Annotated in this window: 25 protein-coding genes; 18 read left to right on the top strand and 7 right to left on the bottom strand. The window is 69.3% G+C overall.

Annotated features, from left to right (window positions below):
• The first annotated feature begins 32 nt into the window (after positions 1-32).
• Positions 33-797: a siderophore-interacting protein gene (locus M3330_RS02575; RefSeq protein ID WP_033096505.1), complete on the top strand. Its 765-nt coding sequence runs from the start codon at positions 33-35 to the stop codon at positions 795-797.
• A gap of 15 nt (positions 798-812) precedes the next feature.
• Here the strand turns inward: M3330_RS02575 and M3330_RS02570 are convergent, their stop codons facing one another.
• On the bottom strand, positions 813-2000 hold the full coding sequence (locus tag M3330_RS02570) for a multidrug effflux MFS transporter (protein ID WP_033096707.1): 1188 nt from the start codon (positions 1998-2000) through the stop codon (positions 813-815).
• 85 nt (positions 2001-2085) lie between these two features.
• On the opposite strand from M3330_RS02570, the gene M3330_RS02565 reads away from it, so the two are divergent.
• Together M3330_RS02565 and M3330_RS02560 are read left to right on the top strand one after the other, a co-directional pair.
• Complete coding sequence (locus tag M3330_RS02565; RefSeq protein WP_039586967.1) at positions 2086-3024, top strand: tyrosine recombinase XerC; 939 nt, start codon at positions 2086-2088, stop codon at positions 3022-3024.
• A gap of 66 nt (positions 3025-3090) precedes the next feature.
• On the top strand, positions 3091-4605 hold the full coding sequence (locus M3330_RS02560; RefSeq protein ID WP_138842681.1) for a MinD/ParA family protein: 1515 nt from the start codon (positions 3091-3093) through the stop codon (positions 4603-4605).
• 122 nt (positions 4606-4727) lie between these two features.
• Here M3330_RS02560 and M3330_RS02555 read toward each other — a convergent pair whose 3' ends face one another.
• On the bottom strand, positions 4728-5231 hold the full coding sequence (locus tag M3330_RS02555; RefSeq protein WP_024100636.1) for a M23 family metallopeptidase: 504 nt from the start codon (positions 5229-5231) through the stop codon (positions 4728-4730).
• A 308-nt stretch (positions 5232-5539) separates the two neighbouring features.
• Here M3330_RS02555 and rpsB point away from each other — a divergent pair, with 308 nt between their 5' ends.
• The 6 genes from rpsB to M3330_RS02525 all read left to right on the top strand — a co-directional run bounded on the left by rpsB (position 5540) and on the right by M3330_RS02525 (position 10544).
• Positions 5540-6382 (top strand): 30S ribosomal protein S2, encoded by an 843-nt coding sequence (rpsB, locus tag M3330_RS02550; RefSeq protein ID WP_024100637.1) that lies wholly within the window; start codon positions 5540-5542, stop codon positions 6380-6382.
• A gap of 130 nt (positions 6383-6512) precedes the next feature.
• Complete coding sequence (tsf, locus tag M3330_RS02545) at positions 6513-7337, top strand: translation elongation factor Ts (protein WP_006550975.1); 825 nt, start codon at positions 6513-6515, stop codon at positions 7335-7337.
• Between the two features lie 197 nt (positions 7338-7534).
• Positions 7535-8263, top strand: coding sequence for a UMP kinase (gene pyrH, locus M3330_RS02540; RefSeq protein WP_006550976.1), 729 nt, complete (start codon positions 7535-7537; stop codon positions 8261-8263).
• A gap of 28 nt (positions 8264-8291) precedes the next feature.
• Positions 8292-8849 carry a ribosome recycling factor gene (gene frr, locus M3330_RS02535; RefSeq protein ID WP_024100638.1) on the top strand — a complete coding sequence of 186 codons (558 nt, stop codon included), beginning with the start codon at positions 8292-8294 and terminating at the stop codon, positions 8847-8849.
• A gap of 2 nt (positions 8850-8851) precedes the next feature.
• Positions 8852-9790: a phosphatidate cytidylyltransferase gene (locus tag M3330_RS02530; protein WP_006550978.1), complete on the top strand. Its 939-nt coding sequence runs from the start codon at positions 8852-8854 to the stop codon at positions 9788-9790.
• A gap of 7 nt (positions 9791-9797) precedes the next feature.
• The gene (locus M3330_RS02525) at positions 9798-10544 is read left to right on the top strand and encodes a class I SAM-dependent methyltransferase (protein WP_255026877.1); all 747 of its coding nucleotides are present in this window, start codon (positions 9798-9800) and stop codon (positions 10542-10544) included.
• A 12-nt stretch (positions 10545-10556) separates the two neighbouring features.
• On the opposite strand, the gene M3330_RS02520 is transcribed toward M3330_RS02525, so the two are convergent.
• Positions 10557-11390: a CoA ester lyase gene (locus M3330_RS02520; RefSeq protein ID WP_071934802.1), complete on the bottom strand. Its 834-nt coding sequence runs from the start codon at positions 11388-11390 to the stop codon at positions 10557-10559.
• Positions 11391-11526: 136 nt separating this feature from the next.
• Between M3330_RS02520 and rlmN the strand changes: the two genes are divergently transcribed.
• Complete coding sequence (gene rlmN, locus M3330_RS02515) at positions 11527-12636, top strand: 23S rRNA (adenine(2503)-C(2))-methyltransferase RlmN (RefSeq protein WP_024100641.1); 1110 nt, start codon at positions 11527-11529, stop codon at positions 12634-12636.
• Between the two features lie 66 nt (positions 12637-12702).
• On the opposite strand, the gene M3330_RS02510 is transcribed toward rlmN, so the two are convergent.
• Complete coding sequence (locus tag M3330_RS02510) at positions 12703-12951, bottom strand: DUF2631 domain-containing protein (RefSeq protein WP_024100642.1); 249 nt, start codon at positions 12949-12951, stop codon at positions 12703-12705.
• Between the two features lie 151 nt (positions 12952-13102).
• Here M3330_RS02510 and dxr point away from each other — a divergent pair, with 151 nt between their 5' ends.
• The 5 genes from dxr (at position 13103) to M3330_RS02485 (ending at position 19512) form a co-directional block, all read left to right on the top strand.
• The gene (dxr, locus tag M3330_RS02505) at positions 13103-14254 is read left to right on the top strand and encodes a 1-deoxy-D-xylulose-5-phosphate reductoisomerase (RefSeq protein ID WP_255026873.1); all 1152 of its coding nucleotides are present in this window, start codon (positions 13103-13105) and stop codon (positions 14252-14254) included.
• 15 nt (positions 14255-14269) lie between these two features.
• Positions 14270-15487 (top strand): RIP metalloprotease, encoded by a 1218-nt coding sequence (locus M3330_RS02500; protein WP_247848880.1) that lies wholly within the window; start codon positions 14270-14272, stop codon positions 15485-15487.
• Between the two features lie 45 nt (positions 15488-15532).
• A complete protein-coding gene (ispG, locus tag M3330_RS02495; RefSeq protein WP_024100645.1) occupies positions 15533-16687 on the top strand; it encodes a flavodoxin-dependent (E)-4-hydroxy-3-methylbut-2-enyl-diphosphate synthase in 1155 nt (384 codons plus the stop codon).
• Positions 16688-16801: 114 nt separating this feature from the next.
• Positions 16802-17638 (top strand): GNAT family N-acetyltransferase, encoded by an 837-nt coding sequence (locus M3330_RS02490; protein ID WP_255026872.1) that lies wholly within the window; start codon positions 16802-16804, stop codon positions 17636-17638.
• Between the two features lie 32 nt (positions 17639-17670).
• Positions 17671-19512 (top strand): penicillin-binding transpeptidase domain-containing protein, encoded by a 1842-nt coding sequence (locus tag M3330_RS02485; RefSeq protein WP_255026871.1) that lies wholly within the window; start codon positions 17671-17673, stop codon positions 19510-19512.
• Positions 19513-19514: 2 nt separating this feature from the next.
• On the opposite strand, the gene M3330_RS02480 is transcribed toward M3330_RS02485, so the two are convergent.
• Complete coding sequence (locus M3330_RS02480; RefSeq protein ID WP_255026870.1) at positions 19515-20870, bottom strand: APC family permease; 1356 nt, start codon at positions 20868-20870, stop codon at positions 19515-19517.
• A gap of 49 nt (positions 20871-20919) precedes the next feature.
• Entirely contained in the window at positions 20920-21783 is an 864-nt protein-coding gene (locus tag M3330_RS02475) for a LuxR C-terminal-related transcriptional regulator (RefSeq protein ID WP_006554249.1), read from the bottom strand.
• 108 nt (positions 21784-21891) lie between these two features.
• Between M3330_RS02475 and M3330_RS02470 the strand changes: the two genes are divergently transcribed.
• Positions 21892-23535 carry an AMP-binding protein gene (locus M3330_RS02470; RefSeq protein ID WP_255026868.1) on the top strand — a complete coding sequence of 548 codons (1644 nt, stop codon included), beginning with the start codon at positions 21892-21894 and terminating at the stop codon, positions 23533-23535.
• A 65-nt stretch (positions 23536-23600) separates the two neighbouring features.
• On the top strand, positions 23601-24458 hold the full coding sequence (map, locus tag M3330_RS02465; protein WP_006554247.1) for a type I methionyl aminopeptidase: 858 nt from the start codon (positions 23601-23603) through the stop codon (positions 24456-24458).
• Here map and M3330_RS02460 read toward each other — a convergent pair.
• Positions 24445-24948: a hypothetical protein gene (locus M3330_RS02460; RefSeq protein WP_255026864.1), complete on the bottom strand. Its 504-nt coding sequence runs from the start codon at positions 24946-24948 to the stop codon at positions 24445-24447. The genes map and M3330_RS02460 overlap by 14 nt on opposite strands.
• Here M3330_RS02460 and M3330_RS02455 point away from each other — a divergent pair.
• A complete protein-coding gene (locus tag M3330_RS02455) occupies positions 24947-25513 on the top strand; it encodes an alpha/beta fold hydrolase (protein ID WP_064852543.1) in 567 nt (188 codons plus the stop codon). The two genes, M3330_RS02460 and M3330_RS02455, sit on opposite strands and share 2 nt — an antisense overlap.
• The last annotated feature ends 56 nt before the right edge of the window (positions 25514-25569 follow it).

The following is a 25569-nucleotide window of genomic DNA, read 5'->3' as shown; positions in this document are numbered from 1 at the left end:
TAATAGGAGGTTCGGTGGCACGGAAAGCGCCCATGGGGACGACACTCACGGTTCTGCGGACCGAGGCGATCGGCGAGCACTTCGTCCGCGTGGTGCTCGGCGGAGACGGCTTCGGCGAGTTCCAGGCCCGTGCGGAGACCGACAGCTACGTGAAGATCGAGCTGCCCGCGGGGGACGAGACGGTCGTCCGCACCTACACCGTCCGGCGCGTGGACCCGGACGCCGGGGAGATCTGGATCGACTTCGTCGTGCACGGCGACGAGGGTGTCGCGGGGCCGTGGGCTCACTCGGTGCAACCGGGCACGCAGGTCGTGGTGCGGGGACCCGGCGCGGGATACCGGCCCGATCGCTCCGCCGACTTCCATCTGCTCGCCGGCGACGAGACCGCGATCCCTGCGATCGCGACTGCGCTCGAGGACCTGCCCGCCGACGCGCGGGGCGCGGTCTTCCTGGAGGTCATCGGTCCAGGCGACGAACTGAAACTCGACGCGCCGGCGGGTGTGGACATCACGTGGCTCCATCGCGGTGTCGCGGCCGGTGACGCCGGTGCCGACCTGATCGACGGCAACTCGCCGCTCGTCGCAGCGGTGAAGGCCCTGCCCTGGCCGGGCGGCGACGTGCAGGTCTTCGTGCACGGTGAGGCCGAGGCCGTCATGAAGCACATCCGGCCGTACCTGCGGAAGGAACGGGCCGTACCGCCGGCACGCGCGTCGATCTCGGGTTACTGGCGTCGCGGACGCACCGAGGAGGGCTTCCGCGTATGGAAGAGCGAACTGGCGGCCGTCGAGAGCAACTGACGGCGGCGGTTCGCGTCAGCTCGAGGACTCGCGCGCCGGCACCGCGGCCGAGTCACGCGCCAGCACCGCAGCGGAGGTGAGCGCGAGTCCCGAGCACACGACGATGGCGACGGCCATCGGGATACCTGTGCCTTCGCCGCCGAGCCCGACGAGGGGGGAGACCACGGCGGCGAGACCGAACTGGGAGGCGCCGATCACGGCGGAGCCCGTACCGGCCGCCTTCGGGACCTGCGACTGGGCCAGCGCGGTGGCGTTGCCCAGCGTCAGGCCCATCATGCTGATCGCGACGAACAGCAGCGGCAGGATCAGCGCCGCGACGTAGCCGACGACGACCATCGTCAGCAACAGCAGGGCGCCCGCCGTGAACATGGTGGTCACACCGAAGAGCAGCAGTGTCCGCACCTCGAACCGGCCGATGAGGCGGGTGTTGACGGCATTGGCCAGCACGAGACCGGCCGAGTTCACGGCGAACACCATCGAGAACTGGCCGGGGCTCAGACCGAGGATGTTCTGGGTGACGAACGGCGAGGCCGAGATGTACGAGAACATGGCGCCGAAGCCCAGGGCCATCGCGGCGGCGTAACCGACGAAGCGTCGCTGCCGGAGGACGTACCCGAAGTTGCCGGCCATCGTCTTCAGACCGCCGCCGTGCCGCTCCTCCGGCGGCAGGGTCTCCGGGACGAACGCGAAGGCGCCGACGGCCATCAGGACGGCCAGGCCCGTGAGCACCCAGAAGATGCCGCGCCATCCGATCGGTCCAAGCAGCACACCACCGAGCAGAGGAGCGGCGACGGGCGCGATGCCACCGATGATCATCATCAGGCTGAACAGCTTGGCGGCCTGATTGCCTCGCGCCCGGTCGGCGATGACCGCCCGGGCGAGGACGATGCCGGTGCCGCCGCTGAAGCCCTGGACCAGACGCGCAGCGATCAGGATCTCGACGGTGGGTGCCATCGCGCAGATCGCGCTGCTCACCGCCAGGACGATCGTGCCGGCGAGGATCAGCCGTCGACGGCCCCAGCCGTCCGACAGGGGACCCACGAGCAGCTGGCCGAGTCCGAGACCCGCCATGAACGTCGTGAGTGTGAGCTGGACGCCGACGGTCGAACTGCCCAGGCTCTCCGCCATGACGGGAAGTCCCGGGAGGTACATGTCCGTGGCGAGCGGCGCGATCGCCGACAGCAACGCCAGGGCGCACAACATCGGTACCGGGATCGTTTTGTTCACGAAAGCACCTTAGTCGGCGCGGGCCGTTGCACCCGAGGCGGTCGTGCCGCACGGTAGACCCATGCGAGGCAAGGAATCCGACATGCTCCCCGCGACGCTGGACGTGCACCTCGAGGACTTCGTCGACCACCTCCGCCTCGAAGGCAACCGCTCGGAACACACGATCCGCGCCTATCGCGCCGACATCCGTTCGCTGTTGCAGCACCTCGCCGACCGGAATCCCGATGCGCGCATCACCGACCTCGACCTCGATCTGCTGCGATCCTGGCTCGCCGGGATGGTGGCGGCGGGAGCGGCCCGCACCACGCTCGCGCGGCGCACCTCGTCGGCACGCGTCTTCACGGCATGGCTCGTACGCACCCGCCGACTCGACGCCGATCCGGCGACGCGTCTGGTCTCGCCACGTCCGCACCGCTCCCTGCCCGCCGTGCTCCGCGACGACCAGGCACTGGAGATCATGGAGGCCGCGAAATCCGGTGCGCGTGAACTCGATCCCGTCGCACTGCGTGACCGGGTGATCGTCGAGCTGCTCTATGCCACCGGAATCCGGGTCGGTGAGCTGTGCGCGGTCGACATCGACGACGTCGACGCCGAGCGGCGGGTCGTCCGGGTTCTCGGCAAGGGCGACAAGGAACGGATCGTTCCCTACGGAGGTCCCGCGGCAGAGGCGCTCGACGCGTGGCTGCGTCACGGACGCCCGCATCTCGCACGACCGTCGTCGGGTGCGGCGCTGCTGCTGGGCAAGCGTGGTGGCCGGATCGATCAGCGGCAGGTCCGGTCTGTGGTGCACGACGCCGTCTCGTCGGTGCCGGGCGCACCCGACCTCGCACCGCACGGCCTGCGGCACAGTGCTGCGACGCACCTGCTCGAAGGGGGAGCGGACCTGCGCGTGGTCCAGGAGGTCCTGGGCCATTCGAGTCTGGCCACCACGCAGCTCTACACCCACGTGTCGGTGGCGCGTCTGCGCGCCGCGCACGATCAGGCTCATCCCCGCGCCTGATCGGCCTGCCCGAGAAGCCGTCCCGGTTTGATAGCGTGCGCCGGCACCATCGAATCGGGGGAACAGATGAGACGCAACGAACCGGGTCCTGCCGTGCCCGCCTGGCTGCAGGACCCACCGGAATCCGGAACCGACCACGCGCGCCGCGGCCTCCGCCGCGCGGCCAGAGTCGCCGAGACGCTCGGCTCCTCCACTTCGCCTGGCGACGGTGCGATTCCGCCCACTGCCTCCGCTCCGATCGAGATGACGGCCTCCGTGCCTCTCGGCATGGCGTTGCGGCCCCGGATCAGCGCAGACGACCCGGAGCCGGAGGCGTCCGAACCGCTCGTCGCGCACAAACCGGCGCGACCCGAGAATCCGGTGCTCCCATCGTCGGAGCCCGAGGCGGCGGTCTCGGCAGCGACCGATGCGGTGGTTCCGGAAGCCGTGACCGAACCCGAGCCTGAGCCCGTCTTCTCGGAAGCGGCACCCGAAGCCATGGAGACGCAGCCCGACACTGTGGCACCTGCACCTGCACCTGAGGTGTCGGGCCCGGAGACTACGGAGGTCGCTCTTGGACCGGTCGAACCCGAGGTCTCGGGCCCGCTACCGGCGCGAACGGACGCTCCGGTCGACGACCTGCAACACGAGGCCCATCGGTTCGACCATCAGCCGTCGAATGTCGACCTCGCGTCGGGAGTGCTCGTCCGCAGGTCACGACGTTCCACGCGGCGGTGGCGGGAGCGGGTCGACCGGCTGACCGGCGGCAGGCTCGACGGAGGAGGCAGTGAGCGCCGCGAGGAGCTCGTCGCCCGGATCCGCCAGCCGATCCCGGGCGACTACCGGATCGCGGTGCTGTCGCTGAAGGGCGGGGTTGGAAAGACCACCACGACCGTCGGGCTCGGGTCGACGTTCGCGTCGCTGCGCGGCGACTGCGTCATCGCCGTCGACGCGAATCCGGACTTCGGCACCCTCGGGCAGAGAATTCCGCAGCAGACCACCTCGACGGTGCGGGACCTGCTCGCGAACGCGTCGAACATCCGCCGGTACTCGGACGTGCGTGCCCACACCTCCCAGGCGCCGAGCCGGCTCGAAGTGCTCGCGAGCGAACGCGATCCCGCTGCCTCCCAAGCGTTCAGCGAGGAGGACTACCGCCGCGTCGTCGGCATTCTGCAGGTCTACTACAACGTGATCCTCACCGACTGCGGGACCGGGATCATGCATTCGGTTATGCGGGGCGTGCTGGACCTGGCGAACACCCTCGTCCTCGTTGCCTCACCTGCGGTCGACGCGGCCCGCAGTGCGGCGGCGACCCTCGACTGGCTGCAGGCGCACGGCTACTCCGACCTGGTCGAACGCACGGTCGTGGTGATCAGCTCGCCGCGCCCGGGTGCGGCGAGCATCGACATGGACGCGCTGACCGCGCATTTCCTCGCGCGGTGCCGGGCGGTGAAGGTGCTGCCCTTCGACGAGCATCTCGCCGAGGGAGCCGAGATCGATCTCGAACGCCTCCGCCCCGCGACACGCACGGCGTTCGTCGAACTCGCCGCGATGGTCGCCGACGACTTCCCTGCACTGTCGGGTCGACACGCGGGGCGCTAGTCGGGTCGACACGCGGGGCGCTAGTCGGGTCGACAGGCGGGGCGCTAGTCGGGTCGACACGCGGGGCGCTAGTCGGGTCGACACGCAGTGCGCCAGGCGGGGCGCACGGGCCCCGGGACGTCTCATACCGGCAGCAGGCGGATCACCGGGCGCTCGACGAGGGGCAGCGGGTCGAGATAGTCGTCGCGGCCGCGTCGGAGTCCCCAGTGCAGGCATGCGGGGGAGGCGCAGCCATCGTGACCGGCGACGACGGTGCCGATGGGATCGCCCCTCGTCACCCGGCGACCCGCGGCGACCGCCGCCTCCACCGGCTCGTAGGTGGTGCGCAGCCCGCCCTCGTGATCGACGGAGACCACAGGCTTCCCGGCCACGACACCGGCGAACGCGACGACGCCGTCACCGGCGGCCACGACGGTCTGCCCCACGTGTGCGTCGAGGTCGACACCGCGGTGACCGGGGAGCCAGTTCTGCTCGGGCGGGTCGAACTGCCGGCTCACGACCGGCCGGGGATCGAGCGGCCACACGAACCGTCCGGCGTCGGCCGATCCGGGTCCCGGCGCAGCGGTGAGCACGACGACCACGGCGATCACGACGGCGAGCGACCGGAGGGGAGCGGTGAGGAGCATGCCCGCCAGCCTCGTGAATCGGAGTCGCTGCGCACCAGGGGGGCGACGCGATCTGTGGACAACTCCGGATCCGTCCACAGGTCCGGTGACTCCCGGTTAGGGATCCGCGCCTGCTCCGCGTACACTTGTCGGGCGGTCTGTATACGCAGATCGACTTCGCGCGTCCGCGCATCGATGCCGACCCGTTTCTCCGGGCCGCATCGGCAATGGCCGTCGGCCGGTCCCGCAAGGGTTCGACGGGCATGTGGGCGCCAGGGCGGGGATCGGAAGATCCACCGCGGAAACCGACACGAAAGAGAGAAACAGGCATGCCTGTTGTGACTATGCGGCAGCTGCTCGACAGCGGCGCCCACTTCGGACACCAGACCCGTCGCTGGAACCCGAAGATGAAGCGGTTCATCTTCACCGACCGCAACGGCATCTACATCATCGACCTGCAGCAGACCCTGACGTACATCGACAAGGCGTACGAGTTCGTCAAGGAGACCGTCGCTCACGGTGGAACCGTGCTGTTCGTCGGCACCAAGAAGCAGGCTCAGGAGTCCATCGCCGAAGAGGCCACCCGCGTGGGCATGCCCTACGTGAACCAGCGCTGGCTCGGCGGCATGCTCACCAACTTCTCGACCGTTCACAAGCGCCTGCAGCGCCTGAAGGAGCTCGAGTCGATGGAGCAGACCGGCGGCTTCGAGGGACGCACCAAGAAGGAAATCCTCATGCTCACGCGTGAGAAGAACAAGCTGGAGCGCACCCTCGGCGGCATCCGCGACATGGCGAAGGTTCCGTCGGCGATCTGGGTCGTCGACACCAACAAGGAGCACATCGCCGTCGGTGAGGCCCGCAAGCTGAACATCCCGGTCATCGCCATCCTCGACACCAACTGCGATCCGGACCTCGTCGACTACCCGATCCCGGGCAACGACGACGCGATCCGTTCCGCGGCGTTGCTGACCAAGGTCGTCGCTTCCGCTGTCGCCGAGGGCCTGCAGGCCCGCGCCGGCAAGAGCAGCGACGCGGAGGCCAAGCCCGAGGCCGGTGCCGAGCCTCTCGCAGAGTGGGAGCAGGAGCTGCTCGCGCAGGCTACCCCCGCCGCCGACGCCGAGGCGCCCGCAGCGGACGTAGCCCCCGCAGCAGACGCGGCCCCCGAGGCCTGATTCGTTGCCCGGCCCCGACCTTCCGATCGAGAGATCCTGGTCGGGGCCGTCGCATCGCGGCCCGAGCTCATCCGCGCGACAGGGCCGCCCCCAGAGACTTTTCCACCACAGACACAGGAGGCTCGCTTCCATGGCGAACTACACCGCCGCCGACGTCAAGCGTCTCCGTGAGCTCACCGGCTCCGGAATGCTGGACTGCAAGAACGCTCTCGCCGACAACGACGGCGACTTCGACAAGGCCGTCGAGCAGCTGCGCATCAAGGGTGCCAAGGACGTGGGCAAGCGCGCCGAGCGCTCCACCGCCGAAGGCCTCGTCGTCGCCAAGGACGGCGTTCTCGTCGAGCTGAACTCCGAGACCGACTTCGTCGCCAAGAACGACGAGTTCCAGGCTCTCGCCGACAAGGTCGTCACCGCTGCCGCACAGGCCCGCGCGAACGATGTCGAGGCACTCAAGGCCGTCGAGGCCGACGGCAAGACCGTCGACGCCCTCGTCCAGGAGCTGTCCGCGAAGATCGGCGAGAAGCTCGAGCTGCGTCGCGTTGCCGCTTTCGACGGTCAGACCGCCGTCTACCTGCACAAGCGTGCTTCCGACCTGCCGCCGTCCGTCGGCGTGCTCGTCGAGTACACCGGTGAGGGCGACGCTGCTGCAGAGGCCGCTCGCGCTGCCGCCATGCAGATCGCCGCTCTGAAGGCCAAGTACGTCACCCGTGACGAGGTTCCCGAGGACATCGTCGCCAACGAGCGTCGTATCGCCGAGGAGACCGCCAAGGCCGAGGGCAAGCCGGAGCAGGCTCTGCCGAAGATCGTCGAAGGCCGCGTCAACGGCTACTTCAAGGATGTCGTCCTGCTCGAGCAGGCGTCCGTGACGGACTCGAAGAAGACCGTCAAGGCGATCCTCGACGAGGCCGGCGCGAACGTCGTCCGCTTCGTGCGTTTCGAGGTCGGCGCCAGCTAGTTCTTCCACTCCACGACCCCGTCGGTGCTGCTACCGGCGGGGTCGAGGTGTGTCGGGCCACGCCGCCTCGGGGCCCGGAGGCGCCCGCGCGTGCTGCGCGGTGACAGGTGTGGCGTGTCTATCCGCCCGATCTCGGTTCCCGCGAGCGGATGAGGCAGGATGATAAGGGCCGATTCATGCGCAACCAGAGGAGAGTCATGTCCGACCACGCCCACGATCGGCCCGGATTCCGCCGGGTACTGCTCAAGCTCGGCGGCGAGATGTTCGGCGGCGGCAAGGTCGGACTCGACCCGGACGTGGTGACGACGGTGGCCCAGCAGATCGCGGAGGTCGTGCGCGGTGGCGCCGAGGTCGCTGTCGTGATCGGTGGCGGCAACTTCTTCCGCGGCGCCGAACTCCAGCAGCGCGGTCTCGAACGCGCGCGATCCGACTACATGGGCATGCTCGGCACGGTCATGAACTCCCTTGCGCTGCAGGACTTCCTGGAAAAGGAAGGCATCGACACCCGCGTCCAGACCGCCATCACGATGGGGCAGGTCGCCGAGCCCTACCTGCCGCTGCGTGCGCGCCGCCACCTCGAGAAGGGGCGTGTGGTCATCTTCGGTGCCGGCATGGGCATGCCGTACTTCTCCACCGACACCACCGCCGCGCAGCGCGCACTCGAGATCGGCGCCGAGGTCGTCCTCATGGCGAAGGCCGTGGACGGTGTCTATTCCGACGATCCCCGCACGAACCCGGATGCGGTGCTGTTCGAGGAGATCACCCATCGCGAGGTCATCGAACAGGGCCTCAAGGTCGCCGACGCGACCGCCTTCAGCCTGTGCATGGACAACGCCATGCCGATCATGGTCTTCAATCTGCTGACCAAGGGCAATATCGCCCGAGCCATCGCCGGTGAGAAGATCGGAACACTCGTACGGTCATGAACGGACAACGGAACATGGAGGAACTGCCGTGATCGATGAAGCCCTCTTCGAAGCAGAAGAGAAGATGGAGAAGGCCGTCACGGTGGCCCGGGACGATCTGGGTGGCATCCGGACCGGTCGCGCGAACCCGGGCATGTTCAACCGTATCGTCGTCGACTACTACGGGGCTCCCACGCCGATCACGCAGATCGCCAGCATCAATGTTCCCGAGGCGCGCATGGTCATCGTCAAGCCGTACGAGGCCTCGCAGCTGAACGCGATCGAGACCGCGATCCGCAACTCCGATCTCGGTGTCAATCCCACCAACGACGGCAACATCATCCGCATCTCGGTCCCGCAGCTCACCGAGGAGCGTCGCCGCGAACTCGTCAAGCAGGCAAAGGCCAAGGGCGAGGACGCCAAGGTCGCCGTGCGCAACGTCCGCCGCAAGGCGATGGAGGAACTCGGCCGCATCCAGAAGGACGGCGAGGCCGGCGAGGACGATGTGAACCGCGCCGAGAAGGAACTCGACAAGACGACCGCCAAGTACGTCGGTCAGATCGACGAGTTGATCAAGCACAAGGAAGCCGAACTGATGGAGGTCTGACAGTGGGTCGAGCCGACGGGTCCTCCGACCCGCAGCTTCCACTCGGTGCCGGAGCCGACTCCGGTGCCACCCCTGCAGACCCGGCACCGGCCCCCGACCCTGCGTCGGAGCCGGTGAAGAAACCCTCACGGGCGGGACGCGACCTGCCGGCCGCCTTCGCGGTCGGCGGGGGTCTGGGTGCGCTCGTCATCGGGATCCTGCTGTTCGCCCCGAAGGCGTGGCTCGCCGTCGTCGCGATCGCCATCGGCATCGCGACCTGGGAGGTCACCAAGCGTCTGCGTGAAGCCGACGTGCTCGTCCCCAGACTGCCGCTGCTGGCCGGTGGTCAGGCGATGATCTGGCTCGGGTGGCCGTACGGCACAACGGGTGTGCTCGGCGCGTTCGCGGGCACGGTCGTCGTGACGATGCTGTGGCGCCTGTTCGACCACGGTCTCGTCGCGCAGCCACGCAACTACCTGCGCGATACCGCTGTCGCGGTCTTCGTCGCCGCCTGGTTGCCGCTGCTGGCGTCGTTCGCGACCCTCATGGTCCTCGAGGATCAGGGCGCGCAGCGCGTGTTCTGCCTGATGCTCGTGTGCGTGGCGTCGGACATCGGTGGCTACGCAGCGGGCGTGCTCTTCGGTAAGCACCCGATGGTGCCGGCGATCAGCCCGAAGAAGTCCTGGGAGGGGTTCGGCGGGTCGCTCGTGGCGTGCGTCGCCGTCGGCGTCCTCACGGTCATGCTTCTGCTCGACGGCCCGTGGTGGGTCGGTGTGATCCTCGGTGCGGTGCTCGTGTTCACGGCGACGGCCGGAGATCTGATCGAGTCGCAGGTCAAACGCGACCTCGGCATCAAGGACATGGGCACCTTGCTGCCCGGTCACGGCGGCATCATGGACCGGCTCGACTCGATCCTGCCGTCGGCCTTCGTCACCTGGCTGATCCTCACGGCCTTCGTGTAGTCGGCCGATGGTGCGTCCGTCGAAGCTTCGTGCGCCGAAGTCGGGAAATGGTGTGATCGCCAGCCCCAACATCTGGCACTGGCCCGAGGTGTACGAGGAGGAGAACCGCGCGCAGGACCCCCGCTGCGCCGTGTACGCGGCGCTGCGGGAGGCCGCGGACTGGATCGGCCGCCACGTCGTCGACGTCGGGTGCGGTTCGGGTTTCCACCTTCCGATGTTCGCGGCCGACGCACGCACGGTGACCGGAATCGAGCCGCACCCGCCGCTGGTCGCCGCGGCCCGCACCCGCGTGAAAGGTCTTCCGTCGGTCACCGTGACGGAAGGCTCCGCCGCGGACATGCCGCTGCCTGACGCCTCGGTCGATCTCGTCCACGCCCGCACCGCCTACTTCTTCGGCCCCGGGTGCGGCGCCGGAATCCTCGAGGCCATGCGGGTGCTGCGTCCCGGCGGGGCGCTCGCCGTCGTCGACCTCGACGCCACCGCCCATCCCTACGGCGACTGGATGCGCGACGACCTCCCGCACTACGACCCGGCCGCGGTCGAGGCGTTCTTCGAGGCGCAGGGATTCGATCTGCGCCGCATCGACACGCTGTGGGAGTTCCCGGACCGCGCGACCCTCGAGCGGGTGCTCGGCATCGAGTTCGCACCCCGCGTCGCGACCCGGGCGATCCGGGAGACACCCGGCACGACGCTCACCGTCCGCTACCGGCTGCACGTGCGCCGCAGACCCATCGGTGGCCTGGAACTGAGCTGAGACCGGTCAGCGCTACCGGCCGATACCGAACATCCGCGCCAGCTCGGTGATCTTCTTCGCCTTCGCGAGGTTCGGCAGGTCGCTGCCGTCGCGGACGTTGCGCCCGTCCTCACCGAGCTTGTCGATGATGCCTTCCGCCCAGTCCACGTCCGTGCTGTTCGGGCTCAGAGCCACGTTCGCGTACGACGCGCGTTCGCCGGTCATGCACAACTTGCCGGTCATCCCCATCGAGCGCGTCAGCTCGGCCTCACGTTCGAGGACCTCGGGATCGTCGCTGAGTGTGGGTCCGTCGATGGGTCCCGGCAGGCGCGCGGCGCGGCTCGTGATGACCAACCGCGATCGCGCGTACGCCATCGCCATCGGGCTGTCGCTCATGCCGGTGTCGCGCCGGAAGTCGCCGCTGCCGAAGACCAGGCGGAAGGTGCCCTCCGAGCGGGCGATCTCGGGAGCCGCCTCGAGACCCATCGCCGACTCGATCAACACGAGGATGCGCGTGCCCTCCGGCAGCAGGTCGGCGGTGGCCTCGACCTGGTGACCGCTCTCCGCCTTCGCGAGCATGACGCCCTGCAGGCCCGATAGGCCGGCGAGCGCGGCGAGATCGTCGGCCCAGAACGACGTGGTGGCGTCGTTGACCCGCACCCAGGCCTTCCCACCCTCGCGCAGCCACGCCACGATGCCGTCGCGAGCGGCGGGTTTGGCCGCGGCGGGCACGGCATCCTCGAGGTCGAGCACCACCGCATCGGCGGGCGAGCCGGCGGCGGCGTCGAAGAGATCGGGGGAGCGGCCCGGAACGAGCAACCACGAGCGTGCGACTTCGGGAGCGACGAGACCGGTCATGATGTCCATGCTCCCGTATTCCCCCTCCGCGCCCGGGTGACTCGGCGTGAGGGAGACCGAGCGGTGCCACCGGCACAGGAATGGGGGCGAGTATCACAGCGACGCCCGGACCCATCCGTCCCGGATCATGGGACAATAGGTGATTATGGCTTCTTCCCTGCCCCTGGTCTTCGATGCACCCAAGCGTGGTCTTCCGCCACGCCATCTCGCCGACCTCGACGCAGATCAGCGTCGTGATGCGGTGCGCGAACTGGGGCTTCCGGCCTTTCGCGCCGACCAGCTCGCCCGCCAGTACTACGGGCGGCTCGAGGCGGATCCGGTGAAGATGACCGATCTGCCCGCCGCCGTCCGCGACAAGGTGGGGGAGGCGTTGTTCCCGCCCCTGCTCAGCGCGGTCCGGCACATCGCGTGCGACGGAGGCGAGACTCGCAAGACCCTGTGGCGCGCCCACGACGGCACCCTGCTCGAGAGCGTCCTCATGCGCTATCCCGACCGCGCCACGCTGTGCATCTCCAGCCAGGCCGGATGCGGCATGGCATGCCCGTTCTGTGCGACCGGCCAGGGCGGTCTCGACCGCAACCTGTCGACGGCCGAGATCGTCGACCAGGTGCGCGCGGCTGCCGCTGCCCTGCGCGACGGTGACGTCGCCGGCGGACCGGGACGGCTGTCGAACGTCGTGTTCATGGGCATGGGCGAGCCGCTCGCGAACTACAAGCGCGTGGTCGCGGCGGTGCGCCGCATCACCTCACCTGCCCCCGAAGGGCTCGGCCTGTCGCAGCGCTCGGTCACCGTCTCCACCGTGGGACTGGCACCGGCCATCCGGCGCCTCGCCGACGAAGGACTCAGCGTCACCCTCGCGGTGTCGCTGCACACCCCGGACGACGAACTGCGCGACACCCTCGTCCCGGTCAACAACCGGTGGTCGGTCGCCGAGGTCCTCGAGGCGGCGCGGTACTACGCCGACAAGACCGGCCGGCGCGTCTCGATCGAGTACGCCCTCATCCGCGACGTCAACGACCAGCCGTGGCGCGCCGACATGCTCGGCAAGAAGCTCCACAAGGCTCTCGGGTCGCTCGTGCACGTGAACCTCATCCCGCTCAACCCCACCCCGGGTAGTGAGTGGGACGCCAGTCCGAAGGACGTCGAACGCGAGTTCGTGCGGCGCGTGCAGGCCCAGGGCGTGTCGTGCACCGTGCGCGACACGCGTGGCCAGGAGATCGCGGCAGCATGCGGGCAGCTCGCCGCCGAAGGCTGAGGCGGCACCGAAGACACGACAGGGCCCGTCCGGAGAATTCCGGACGGGCCCCGAACGTTCGTGGAACTAGCGCAGACGGCGCCGGCGCACCGCGTCGCGCGCGACGATGAACACGAGCAGAGCCGCCGAGCCGATCAGGTACAGGCTCTCCACGTGGCCTTCGTGGTTGCCGATCAGCATCAGCAGCAGGAACACCGCCACGATCAGGGCCATGACGCGGAAGAACCTGGGGGCTTCCCCGCTCCAACCCCACTCGGCGGACGGCACTTCCGCCGCCACATCACCACGAGTGGACTGCAACTCGGTACCGGCCACGGTTTCCTCCTGCTCACCAGATGCTGCTGTTGCTGCTTATCGTGACATACGACCCCGCGTCGTACGAAGCGGGGCATGCGTGCGGTGCGTTCCGACGGGTGGAAGCCGGGCGGTTCAGGAACCGTTCAGGTGCGTGGGGAACAATGCTCGCGTGGCCGAGACTCGATCTTCTTCCCGCACCCGGGTGCTCCTGCTGGGCAGTACCGGTTCCATCGGTACCCAGGCACTCGACGTGATCGCCGCCAATCCCGACGACTTCGAAGTCGTCGGTCTCGCCGCGGGCGGAGGCAAGACGGACCTGCTCGCCGAACAGATCCGCGCGACCGGCGTCCGCGAGGTCGCCGTGGCCGACCCTGACGCTGCCGCACGTCTCGACCTGCCGGTCCGGAGCGGCCCGACCGCCGTCACCGAACTCGTACGCGAAGTCGAGGCCGACGTCGTGCTCAACGCCCTGGTCGGTTCCCTCGGTCTCGAACCAACCCTCGCGGCGCTCGACACCGGTGCACGACTCGCGTTGGCGAACAAGGAATCGCTGGTCGCGGGCGGGTCGCTCGTCACGAAGGCGGCGGGGCCGGGCCAGATCGTGCCCGTCGACTCGGAGCACTCCGCGCTCGCGCAGTGCCTGCGCGGCGGCACCGGCGGCGAGGTGGCGCGTCTCGTGCTCACCGCCTCGGGCGGTCCGTTCCGCGGCTGGACCGCCGATCGCCTCGAATCGGTGACGCCCGAACAGGCCGGCGCCCACCCCACCTGGTCGATGGGGCCGATGAACACCCTCAACTCGGCGACCCTCGTCAACAAGGGACTCGAACTCATCGAGACCCACCTGCTCTTCGGTGTGGACTACGACCGGATCGACGTGACGGTGCACCCGCAGTCGATCGTGCACTCGATGGTCACCTTCGTCGACGGATCGACCCTTGCCCAGGCATCGCCGCCGTCGATGAAGCTGCCGATCGCGCTGGCCCTCGGCTGGCCGCACCGCGTCCCGCACGCCGCCCCGGCACTCGACTTCTCGACCGCGTCCACCTGGGAGTTCGAACCCCTCGACGACGACGTCTTCCCCGCCGTGCGGCTCGCGCGCCAAGCGGGCGTGGGCGGCGGATGCCTCACCGCCGTCTACAACGCGGCCAACGAGGTCGCCGCCGAGGCCTTCCTCGCGGGGACGCTGTCGTTCCCGCGGATCGTGCAGACCGTCGACGCCGTGCTGAACGACGCACACGAGTGGTCCGCCGAACCCAGTACCGTGGACGACGTGCTCGCCGCCGACGGCTGGGCCCGCGACCGGGCGCGCACACTCGTATAGGAGGATCGGCCACTCATGATGTTCGTATTGGGCGTGGTGGTGTTCGCCCTCGGCATCGCCGTCTCCATCGCCCTGCACGAGGCCGGCCACATGTGGACGGCGCAGAAGCTGGGCATGAAGGTCCGGCGCTATTACATCGGGTTCGGTCCCCGTGTGTTCGCCTTCCGCCGCGGGGAGACCGAATACGGTCTCAAAGCGATTCCGGCCGGCGGGTTCTGCGACATCGCCGGCATGACGGCCCTGGACGAACTCGCGCCCGACGAGGTCGAGCGCGCGATGTACAAGCAGAAGACGTGGAAGCGTCTCGTCGTGATGTCGGGTGGCATCGCGATGAACTTCCTGCTCGGCATCGTGCTCATCTACGGCCTCGCTGCCAGCGCGGGACTGCCCAACACCGACAACCGTGCGGTGGTCGGCACCGTCGGCTGTGCCGCGCCGACCCAGGACGGGCCGCCCGACTACACCCCGGCCGACTGCTCGGGTCCCGGCCCGGCCGAGCAGGCCGGCATCGAACCGGGCGACGTGATCGTCGCCGTGGACGGGCAGTCCGTCGAGACCTTCGGCGACCTCGTCCGGGCCACGCAGCCCCTGTCGGGCACCGTACCGTTCACCGTCGAGCGTGGTGACGAGACCCTCACCGTGCCCGTCACGGTCCAGCAGGTCCAGCGCTGGGTCTACGAGAGCGAGTCGCTCGACGCCGAACCCGTCTCCCGCACCGTCGGTGCGATCGGGGTCGGGGGAGAGCCGGGCATCATCGAGTACACGCCGCTCTCGGCGATCCCCGCGACCTTCGACTTCACCGGTTACCTGGCGGTCCGCACGGCCGAGGCCCTCGTGAGCCTGCCGAGTAAGGTCGCCGACCTGTGGACGGCCGTCACCGGGGGAGAGCGCGCGGTCGACACCCCGGTCAGTGTCGTGGGCGCCAGTGTCATCGGCGGCCAGTTCGCCGAGCGCGGCATCTGGGAGTCGTTCGTGTTGTTGCTCGCTCAGCTGAACTTCTTCCTCGGTGCGTTCAACCTCCTCCCGCTGCTGCCGCTCGACGGTGGGCACATGGCCGTCGCGATCTACGAGAAGGCCCGCAACTGGCTGCGCGGCCTGCGCGGACTGCCGGTCGGCCCTCCCGTGGACTACATGAAACTGCTGCCGCTGACCTATGTGGCGGTGGTCATCGGTGGCGCCTACATGGTGCTCACCCTTACAGCAGACATCGTCAACCCCATCAAGCTGTTCTGATCTGCGCCGGTAGACTTGCCGAGTAGCGACGAAAGAAGGCGAACTGTGACCAGCCCCGTCGGATTGGGCATGCCCGAAATTCCTGCGGTCCTCGCACCCCGACGCAAGACCCGCCAGCTCATGGTCGGAAATGTCGGCGTCGGCAGCGATCATCCGGTGTCCGTGCAGTCGATGACCACCACGAAGACGCACGACGTGAACGCCACCCTCCAGCAGATCGCGGAGCTCACGGCGTCCGGCTGCGACATCGTGCGTGTCGCGTGCCCGCGTCAGGAGGACGCCGACGCACTCCCGATCATCGCGAAGAAGAGCAAGATCCCGGTAATCGCCGACATCCACTTCCAGCCGCGGTACATCTTCGCCGCGATCGACGCCGGCTGCGCGGCCGTGCGCGTCAATCCCGGCAACATCAAGGAGTTCGACGGTCGCGTCAAGGAGGTCGCCAAGGCGGCCGGAGACGCCGGGATCCCCATCCGGATCGGCGTCAACGCCGGCTCCCTCGACCCCCGGCTCCTCGCCAAGTACGGCAAGGCCACCCCGGAGGCTCTCGTCGAGTCCGCCCTGTGGGAGGCGAGCCTGTTCGAGGAACACGGCTTCGGCGACATCAAGATCTCCGTCAAGCACAACGACCCCGTCGTGATGGTCGAGGCCTACCGGCAGCTCGCCGCGCAGTGCGACTACCCGCTGCACCTCGGTGTGACCGAGGCCGGCCCCGCCTTCCAGGGCACCATCAAGTCGGCCGTCGCCTTCGGTGCGCTGCTGAGCGAGGGCATCGGCGACACCATCCGCGTGTCCCTGTCGGCGCCGCCCGCCGAGGAGATCAAGGTCGGCACGCAGATCCTGCAGTCGCTGAACCTGCGTCCCCGCAAACTCGAGATCGTCTCGTGCCCGTCCTGCGGGCGTGCCCAGGTGGACGTCTACTCCCTCGCCAACGAGGTCACCGCCGGACTCGAGGGCATGGAGGTGCCGCTGCGGGTTGCGGTGATGGGTTGCGTCGTCAACGGACCCGGTGAGGCTCGTGAGGCGGACCTCGGTGTGGCCTCCGGAAACGGCAAGGGCCAGATCTTCGTCAAGGGCAAGGTCATCAAGACCGTGCCCGAGGCGCAGATCGTCGAGACCCTCATCGAGGAAGCGATGCGCATCGCCGACGAGATGGACGGCAACGACTCGGGCGGCGGCCCCGTGGTGTCGGTCGGCTGATACGGGTGGGGCGCACGGGACGGCGTTCTCTCACTTTCGAGGACTCAGGTTTCCACGCCGCCGTCCGGCATGGCACTCTGATCTCGTATCGGCTTCTCGACGGGTGGTGAGCGAGTGCTCAAGCTTCTGGGCGTCCGGTCGTTGGGCGGACGTGACACCGCCGCGGTGCTCCGGGTGCTCTCCCGCGACCCCGTGGCCGCGTGCATGGTGGCCGGCCGCGTCGAGGAGTACGGACTCGACGGGCGTGCCGTCGGCGGCGAGATGTGGAGCCGCGGAGGCCCCGAGACCTCGCTGTGCTTCTCCGGCGCGAACCTCATTCCGCTGCTGGGCAGTCCGGACGACATCCAGGCGTTCGCCGAGCGCGCGAGTCGCGGGCCGCGGTTGTGTTCGTCCATCGTCGGTCGCGCCGAGTACGCGCTGCCGATGTGGGAGCGGCTCGAATCGGTGTGGGGCGCTCCCCGCGAGGTGAGGGCCGAACAACCCCTGCTCGTTCTCGACCGCGAGCCGCTCGTCGAGCCCGACCCGCAGGTCCGTCCCGTGCGACCCGACGAACTCGATGTCTATCTGCCGGCCGCGATCTCGATGTTCATCGAGGAGGTCGGCATCGACCCGCGCACCGGCGACGGCGGTGCGGGTTACCGGCGCCGCGTCGCGAGCCTGATCGCGGCGGGACGCGCCTGGGCGCGGTTCGAGGACGGACAGGTCGTGTTCAAGGCGGAGGTGGGTTCGCAGTCGTCCGCGGTGGGCCAGATCCAGGGCGTCTGGGTCGATCCCGCGCATCGTGGCTCGGGCCTCGGCACGATCGGCACGGCCGCCGTGGCCTGCGCGGTCGCTCGCAGCGCTCGCCTGCCCAGCCTCTACGTCAACAGCTTCAACGCCCCGGCTCGTGGAGCCTACGCCCGCGCGGGTTTCCGTCAGGTCGCGACGTTCTCCACGGTGCTGCTCGACTGATTTCCCGTCGGCTCTGCCTACGATGACGGGCGATGAGACCTCGAAGTTCCACCCCGGCATCCCCGTACGCACGCGCACTCCGGATCGGCGCTGTGTGGTCGGCGGCCGTCGTGCTCCTCGGCCTGGCCGTCGCGTGCACGCCGCGGCCGGCCGGGCCGGAGGCCGCCGCCCAGGCGTTTCTCGACTCGTTCGCCGCGCAGGACGTCGCGTCGGCGGCGGATCGCACCGACCGCCCCGACGACGCGGCCGTCGCGATGCAGGAGGTCCTGGACGGGCTTCAAGCCGAATCCCTCATCACCACAACGACATCCACCCGGATCAGCGGCGACTCCGCGACCGTGGGCTACAACTACGAGTGGCACCTGCCGAAGGAACGGGTATGGCAATACACCGGTGAGCTCAACATGGGGCGCAGCGGGAACGACTGGATCGTGCGGTGGGCGAAGTCCGCGCTGCACCCGCAGCTCGGCGAACGGCAGACCATGCAGCTCCGCAGCAGCCCGGCGCCGCGTGCCCGGGTCAACGAGCACGCAGGCAGCGACATCCTCGTCCCCGGCACGGTCTACGGCATCGCCTTCGACGCCGCGCAGACCACCGATGTCGCCGGCGCCGCACGACAGCTCGCGTCGACGTTGTCGGAGTTCGATTCCTCGCTCACGGCGCAGGCGATCGCGGAATCGGTGACGGCCTCCGCCGGGCCGCGCTCGGTGATGCGACTGCGCGAGGACGACTACGAGCGCGTCGCCCCACGTCTCGCCGGGATCGACGGTGTCGTGGTGACCGAGCAGGCCGACCTCGTCGCGACCGATCGCAACTTCGCGCCGGATCTCGTGGGTCAGATCAAGAAGACCGTCATCGACGAGGTCGACGGCACGGCCGGGTGGAGCGTCGTCGTGGTGAACCAGTACGGCGTGGACACCGGTGTGCTCACCGAGACGCCGCCGCAACCGGTGCCGTCGTTCTCGGTCAGTCTCGACCGTCCCCTCCAGCTCGCGGCCCAGGCGGCCGTCGATGCCCGCACCGAGCAGGCGATGACGGTCGTGATCGAGGCGTCCACGGGTGCGGTGCTGGCGGTGGCCCAGAACAAGGCCGCCGACCGGGACGGCCCGGTCGCGCTGGCCGGCCAGTACCCGCCGGGCTCGACGTTCAAGATCGTCACCTCGGGTGCGGCGATCGCCGAGGGGAGCGCGACCCTGAACACGATGGTGCCGTGCCCGGGCCGCATCACGATCGGTGAGCGCAGCGTGCCGAACTACAACGAGTTCGAGCTCGGGACGGTCTCTCTCGCTACCGCTTTCGCCCGATCCTGCAACACCTCCTTCGCCAAGCTCGCCTCCGAGATGGCCCCGGACGCGCTGACCGTCGCCGCTTCGCAGTTCGGTATCGGTGTGGACTACGAGGTGGTCGGGATGCCGACCTTCACCGGATCGGTTCCGCCCGCGGAGGATCTCGTCGAACGGACCGAGGACGGCTTCGGTCAGGGCAAGGTGGTCGTGAGCCCGTTCGGGATGGCGCTCACCGCGGCGACGGTCGCCGCCGGCCGTACCCCGGTGCCCTATCTCATCGCGGGTCGCGAGACCGTTGTGAGCGGTTCGCCGCCGCCGGTGACGCCGGAGATGGTGGAGGGTCTGCGCGAGATGATGCGCCTGGTGATCACGAGCGGTACCGCCGACCGCATCCGGGACCAGGGCGACGTCTACGGCAAGACCGGCGAGGCCGAGGTCGAGGGCGGGTCGCACTCGTGGTTCGTCGGTTACCGCGGTGATCTGGCGTTCGCGACGCTCGTCGTGCGCGGCGGCAGCTCCGACAACGCGGTCGCGGTCACCCGCGACATGTTCGCCGCCCTGCCGCCGGAATACGACGAGGGAGCCTGAGCTCAGGTCGTACTCGCGGGCCGACCGTCGCGCCGGCCCGCGAGTCGCGTCACCAGCCACAGCACCACACCGATCCCGAGCAGCACCCCGGCCGTCCGGTACTGGGTCACGGGCCGGTCGACCCACGGCAGGACGAGGAACAGGCAACTGGCCGCCCCGAGCACCGGGAGGATCGTCGGCGCGCGGAAGTGCCGGTGCTCCACGTGGTCCCGGCGCAGGACCAGTGCGGCGACGTTGACGATCGCGAACACCCCCAGCAGGAGCAGCGCCGTCGTCCCCCCGAGTTCGGGCACCCCGCCGACGAAGACGACGAGACCGACCGCGAGCAGCGTCGTGAACGCGATCGCGACATAGGGCGTGCGGCGCGTGGGGTGCACCCGCCCCAGGACGGCGGGCAGGACGTCCTCGCGGGCGATGCCGTAGACCAACCGGCTCGCCATCAGCATGTTGATCAGCGCGGTGTTGGCCACCGCGAACATCGTGACGAAGGCGAAGATCCCGACCGGGAACGCCGGCGCGCCGACCTCGACCACCCGCAGCAAAGGCGTCTCGCCCGCCCCGAGCTCCTCGGGCGCGACGAGCGCGATCGCGGTGATCGAAACGAGCACGTACACCAACGCGGCGAGACCCAGGCCGAGCAGCAGCATCCGGGGGAAGATCCGGGTGGGCTCCTTGCACTCCTCGGCCATGTTCACCGAATCCTCGAACCCCACCATCGCGAAGAAGGCCAGGGCCGTCCCTGCGACCACCGCGGAGAAGACGGACCGGTCGCCGGGATCGATCTCGACCACACGCGAGAAGTCCCCGCCGCCGAAACCCAACGCCCACATGCCGATCGCGACGATGATGAGCAGGCCGCCCAACTCGACCATCGTGAGCACCACGTTGGTCTTCACGCTCTCGCCGACCCCGCGGAAGTTGATCACCGCCAGGACGAGGACGAAGACCAGCGCGATCACGGTGATCCCGGCCGTGCCGGCCAGGTCGAGTCCGAAGGCCTCGGCGAAGTTCGCGGCGAACGCCCGCGCAGCAGTGGCGGCAGAGGTGATGCCCGAGGACATCACGGCGAAGGCCACCAGGAAGGTCAGGAAATGCACGCCGAACGCCTTGTGCGTGTAGAGCGCCGCTCCGGCCGCCCGCGGATACTTCGTGACCAGCTCCAGATAGCTGAACGCGGTCACCGCCGCGACGGCGAACGCGACGAGGAACGGCAGCCACACCACGCCGCCGACCTCGTTCGCGACCTCCCCGGTGAGAGCGTAGATGCCGGTGCCCAGGATGTCGCCGATGACGAACAGCAGGAGCAGACCCGGTCCGAGGACGCGGACGAGCTGGGGTGAGTCGGTCGTCTCGGCCACCGCAGGCCCCCTTCCGCACCCTGTCCGCCGATGGGGGACCGGCCGGATATCAGGGCAGCAGACCCGATTTTCGCGCGGCGACGACGGCCTCGTGGCGGGAATGGACGTCGAGCTTGCTCATGGCGCTGCGCAGGTAGCTCTTGACCGTCTCGGCACCGACCGACAGGCGCTGGGCGATCTCGGCGTTGCTGCACCCCAGCGCCACATGGGACAGCACGTCGGTCTCGCGCGGGGACAGCACGACGTCCGTCGGTTCCGGTTCCGTTCCGTCGAGCACCCCGGCGAGACGGTCGGACAACGAGCGGAGCTTCTCCTGCAGCGCCGGATCGGTCGTGCCCTGCGCGAGCACCCGCAGCTCGGCGTGGACCTCGCGGACCTGCGCGGTCGCGACGGGATCGCGGTCGCCGGACGACCGCTCGAGCATCGCGAGTCGCCGATCGACCTCGTCGCGCACCTCGATCTCGTGCGCGAGACGTGCGGCCGCCTGCGCGAACGCCGTCACCGCCCGATCACCGACCGGCGCGCACTCGCGCGCGGCGCCGTACAACACCGCGCGGGCCTTGCCCTCGACGAGTACCGGCACGGCGAGGATGGACCGCAATCCCTCGTACAGAACGGGACGGTCGAAGTGGTGCGTGATCGACGCAGAGCGACCGTAGTCCGACACCGTCACCACCCGCGACTCCGCGAGGACGCGACCGCCGAGACCGGCCCGCGGAGGCACCACGACCCCCGCCAGGCTGTTGGTGCGGGTGCCGAAGAATTCGCTGAGCTGCAGCGATCCCTGCTGGACCTCGCCGGCGAAGACCACCGGCAACTGTGCCTGCGCCGCGGTGCGGCGGAGTTCACCGCGCAGGGCATCACCGTCACGGGGACGCAGCAGCGCCGACGAGGAGGACGACACGAACGCCACCCCTTTCCGGGGGTATCGGGGAACATGGTGTGACTCGAATCATAGACGTCGAACGGGTGTGCTCCACAGATCAGGAACACCCTGGCCGGTACGGACGAAAGGACCACAATGGGCGACACAGCGAGCCGCGTGCGGACACTGCTCGAGCGGTACGACACGGCAGACGCCTGCGCAGCCCGACTGCTGTGCGACGACCATCCCGCCGACGCGGTGGCGTTCACCGTCGTCGACGCGGACCTGAGCTCCACCGATCTCACCTACGGCGAGCTCCGCGAACGGTCGATCCGCTTCGCCGCGGCGCTGGCGGATCTCGGTGTCGAACCCGGCGACCACGTCGCGACGCTCATGGGCAAGTCGGCAGACCTGGTGGTCGCGGTTCTCGGTATCTGGCGTCGCGGCGCCGTGCACGTGCCGCTCTTCACCGCCTTCGCCCCGCCGGCGATCGCCTTCCGGCTCGACGCGAGCGGCACCAAGGTGGTCGTGGCCGATCGTGATCAGGCCGGCAAGCTCGCCGCCGGATCGGATCTTCCCGCCGAGGTGCCGTGGCAGGTCGTCGTGGCCGGTGAGGGAGACGCCGACGCGTCCGGGCGTGGGGCCCGCGACTTCGACGAGCTGGTCGCCGCGCAGTCGGCCGACGACCCGCGTGGCGAGGCCGTCGCCGTCGGCGCCGAGGGGCGCCTGGTCCAGCTGTTCACCTCCGGCACGACCGGCACTCCCAAGGGTGTTCCCGTCCCGGTGAAGGCGCTGGCGTCCTTCCACGCCTACCTGGAGTTCGGCCTCGACGTGCGCAAGGACGACGTCTTCTGGAACGCGGCCGATCCGGGATGGGCGTACGGGCTCTACTACGCGCTACTAGGGCCGCTCGCGGCCGGTCGGCGCAGCCTCCTGCTGCACGCCGGTTTCTCGCCCGCGCTCACCTGGCAGATCCTCGACACCTTCGGGGTGACCAACTTCGCGGCGGCCCCGACGGTCTACCGCAGCCTCAAGGCCGACACCGCCGAGCACCCGCCGGTGCGGCTGCGTCGTGCCTCCTCGGCCGGTGAGCCGCTGACCCCGGACGTCCTCGAGTGGTCGAAGGAGACCCTCGGTGTCGTGGTGCGCGACCAGTACGGACAGACCGAACACGGCATGTTCGTCGTCGACGCGTGGGCGGACGAGCTGCGCGAGGACACCCCGGCGCGTTCGATGGGCAAGCCGCTGCCGGGCTGGAGCTGCGCGGTGCTGCGCGAGGACAGCGACGAGATCGCCGAGCCCGGTGAGGTCGGACGCGTCGCGATCGACGTGCACGCGAGCCCGCTCGTGTGGTTCACCGGCTACGTCGACGCACCCGAGAAGACCGCCGACCGGTTCAGCGAGGACGGCCGCTGGTACCTGACCGGCGACGCCGGCAAGGTCGACGAGAACGGCTTCTTCTTCTTCTCGTCCCGCGACGACGACGTGATCATCATGGCCGGTTACCGCATCGGCCCGTTCGACGTCGAGTCGGTGCTCGTGATGCACCCCGACGTGATCGAGGCCGCCGTGGTGGGTCTGCCGGACGAACTGCGGGGGGAGGTCCTCGAGGCGTTCGTGGTGCTGCGGGAGGGTGTCGAGGGCGACGACGCGGTCGAGGCGGAGCTGCAGAAGCTCGTGAAGCAGAAGTACGCCGCCCACGCCTACCCGCGCGCGGTGCACTTCGTGCCGCACCTGCCCAAGACGCCGAGCGGCAAGGTCCAGCGCTTCAAGCTGCGCCAGGCGGGCGCTGTGGGCTGATCGGCGCACGACGGCCCGATCGGTGGATGACGGGGGAGCGGGGCGCGGCGGCTAATCTGGAAGTCATGGCTACCCGCGCTCCGCTCGTCCCCGGCACTCCGACTCCCGTCCGGGAGGTGCCCGCATCGATCGAACGGCCGGAGTACGTGTGGAAGCCCACGGCGAAGGAAGGCAACGAGCCGTGGGTGCAGACACCCGAGACGATCGAGAAGATGCGACTCGCGTCGAAGATCGCCGCACAGGCCCTCGTCGAGGCCGGTAAGGTTGTCGCGCCGGGCGTGACCACCGACGAGATCGACCGCGTCGCCCACGAGTACATGTGCGACCACGGCGCCTACCCGTCGACCCTCGGCTACCGCGGCTTCACCAAGTCGTGCTGCACCTCGCTCAACGAGGTCATCTGCCATGGCATCCCCGACTCGACCGTCGTCGAGGACGGCGACATCGTCAACATCGACGTCACCGCCTACATCGACGGCGTCCACGGCGACACCAACGCCACCTTCCTGGCCGGCGACGTCTCCGAGGACGTCCGCCTGCTCGTCGATCGCACCCGCGAGGCCACGATGCGCGGCATCAAGGCGGTCAAGCCGGGCCGGGCCCTCAACGTCATCGGCCGGGTCATCGAGTCCTACGCCAACCGCTTCGGCTACGGCGTCGTCCGCGACTTCACCGGCCATGGTATCGGCGAGACCTTCCACAACGGCCTGGTGATCCTGCACTACGACCGGCCCGACATCGACACGATCATCGAGCCCGGCATGGTGTTCACCATCGAACCGATGATCAACCTCGGTACGCCCGACTACGAGATCTGGGACGACGGCTGGACGGTCGTCACCAAGGACCGCAAGTGGACCGCGCAGTTCGAGCACACCATCGTCGTCACCGACACCGGCGCCGAGATCCTCACCCTGCCGTGACCTCCGCTCGCTGAGCGAGCACGGAGTTCGGCCCCGACCCGGAAAGGGTCGGGGCCGAACCTGTTCCGGAAGGCGGCCGGCCTGGGGTGCCGCGTTGCGGGCGACCTGCCAGGTCGCGCCCACGCACACCGCGGCCACCAGCAGGGGGGAGCGCCACCAGGGTCGTCGTCGGCGACGCGTCGACGATCCACGACCACAGCGACGACCACGACCGGGTCCACGTGACGAGGGTCGCGGCGAGACCGTCGATCACGACGACGGACGCGGCGGCCGTCAGCAGACCCGTTGCGCGCCAACGGTGCTGGATTGCCCCGACGAGCATCGACAGCGCAACGATCAGGAGCATGGTGGCGAAGAAGCCCAGGAACTGCACCACGGAACTGTCGGTGACGAAACGCAGGATCCCGAACCTCCGCATGTCCACTCCCCAGCCCGTCGTCGATACGGCAAGAGGCGGAGCACGGACTGCGGCCATGTAGCGTTTGCCCATGGAATCGAGGACGGTGACCACGCCCGGTGGGGACGTGCAGGTTCGGATCGGCGGCCCCGAAAGTCGTTACACGGTGCTTCTCTTCCCCGACGTGGGGGAGGACGCAGGTGTGTACGACGTCGTGTGCGAGCGGCTGCACACGTCCGACCTGCGGACGATCGTGGTCGAGAAGATCGACGGACTCGCGCCCGCCGACGTGTTCGCCCTACTGGACGCCCTCGCCCTGCCCTGGGTTCATCTGGCGGGCAGCGGCGCGGGAGCCGAACTGGCCTGGGCCGTCGCCGCAGGACGCTTCGGACGCTTCGCGAGCCTGGTGGTCGCCGACCGCGGCCATCCCGCGGTCGCGGATCGTGACGGCACGGTGCGCGACGCGTCGGCGCCGCCCGCGGAGGTGCCCACCACGATCGTCGTGGGCGATGCCTCGCGTCGACCCGAAGCGGACGCATCGATGCGCTACGTGACGGGAGAGTTCCGGGTGGTCGAACTCGCCGGGGTCGCCAACGTGCCCGCCGAGGCGCCCACCGACTTCGCGTCCGCGATCGCGCTGCGCACCGGAAGCTGGTGAGACGCGTGTGGCCTGCGGCCCGGAGAGGGCAGCAGGCCACACGGCGCTGGTGAAGG

Origin of the sequence: Rhodococcus sp. GA1, assembly GCF_024321955.1 — a bacterium.
Lineage (GTDB): Bacteria > Actinomycetota > Actinomycetes > Mycobacteriales > Mycobacteriaceae > Rhodococcus > Rhodococcus pyridinivorans.
The sequence above is the reverse complement of the archived record's forward strand: the minus strand, read 5'-3'. Positions and strand labels throughout refer to the sequence as shown.

What these genes read in the sequence shown, in the direction of transcription:
- M3330_RS02575 (WP_033096505.1), top strand. Translation starts at nt 33, where the DNA reads ATGGGGACGACACTCACGGTTCTGCGGACCGAGGCGATCGGCGAGCAC.
- M3330_RS02570 (WP_033096707.1), bottom strand. Translation starts at nt 2,000, where the DNA reads ATGTTGTGCGCCCTGGCGTTGCTGTCGGCGATCGCGCCGCTCGCCACG.
- M3330_RS02565 (WP_039586967.1), top strand. Translation starts at nt 2,086, where the DNA reads ATGCGAGGCAAGGAATCCGACATGCTCCCCGCGACGCTGGACGTGCAC.
- M3330_RS02560 (WP_138842681.1), top strand. Translation starts at nt 3,091, where the DNA reads ATGAGACGCAACGAACCGGGTCCTGCCGTGCCCGCCTGGCTGCAGGAC.
- M3330_RS02555 (WP_024100636.1), bottom strand. Translation starts at nt 5,231, where the DNA reads ATGCTCCTCACCGCTCCCCTCCGGTCGCTCGCCGTCGTGATCGCCGTG.
- rpsB (WP_024100637.1), top strand. Translation starts at nt 5,540, where the DNA reads ATGCCTGTTGTGACTATGCGGCAGCTGCTCGACAGCGGCGCCCACTTC.
- tsf (WP_006550975.1), top strand. Translation starts at nt 6,513, where the DNA reads ATGGCGAACTACACCGCCGCCGACGTCAAGCGTCTCCGTGAGCTCACC.
- pyrH (WP_006550976.1), top strand. Translation starts at nt 7,535, where the DNA reads ATGTCCGACCACGCCCACGATCGGCCCGGATTCCGCCGGGTACTGCTC.
- M3330_RS02525 (WP_255026877.1), top strand. Translation starts at nt 9,798, where the DNA reads ATGGTGCGTCCGTCGAAGCTTCGTGCGCCGAAGTCGGGAAATGGTGTG.
- M3330_RS02520 (WP_071934802.1), bottom strand. Translation starts at nt 11,390, where the DNA reads ATGGACATCATGACCGGTCTCGTCGCTCCCGAAGTCGCACGCTCGTGG.
- rlmN (WP_024100641.1), top strand. Translation starts at nt 11,527, where the DNA reads ATGGCTTCTTCCCTGCCCCTGGTCTTCGATGCACCCAAGCGTGGTCTT.
- M3330_RS02500 (WP_247848880.1), top strand. Translation starts at nt 14,270, where the DNA reads ATGATGTTCGTATTGGGCGTGGTGGTGTTCGCCCTCGGCATCGCCGTC.
- M3330_RS02485 (WP_255026871.1), top strand. Translation starts at nt 17,671, where the DNA reads ATGAGACCTCGAAGTTCCACCCCGGCATCCCCGTACGCACGCGCACTC.
- M3330_RS02470 (WP_255026868.1), top strand. Translation starts at nt 21,892, where the DNA reads ATGGGCGACACAGCGAGCCGCGTGCGGACACTGCTCGAGCGGTACGAC.
- map (WP_006554247.1), top strand. Translation starts at nt 23,601, where the DNA reads ATGGCTACCCGCGCTCCGCTCGTCCCCGGCACTCCGACTCCCGTCCGG.
- M3330_RS02455 (WP_064852543.1), top strand. Translation starts at nt 24,947, where the DNA reads ATGGAATCGAGGACGGTGACCACGCCCGGTGGGGACGTGCAGGTTCGG.
- M3330_RS02460 (WP_255026864.1), bottom strand. Translation starts at nt 24,948, where the DNA reads ATGGGCAAACGCTACATGGCCGCAGTCCGTGCTCCGCCTCTTGCCGTA.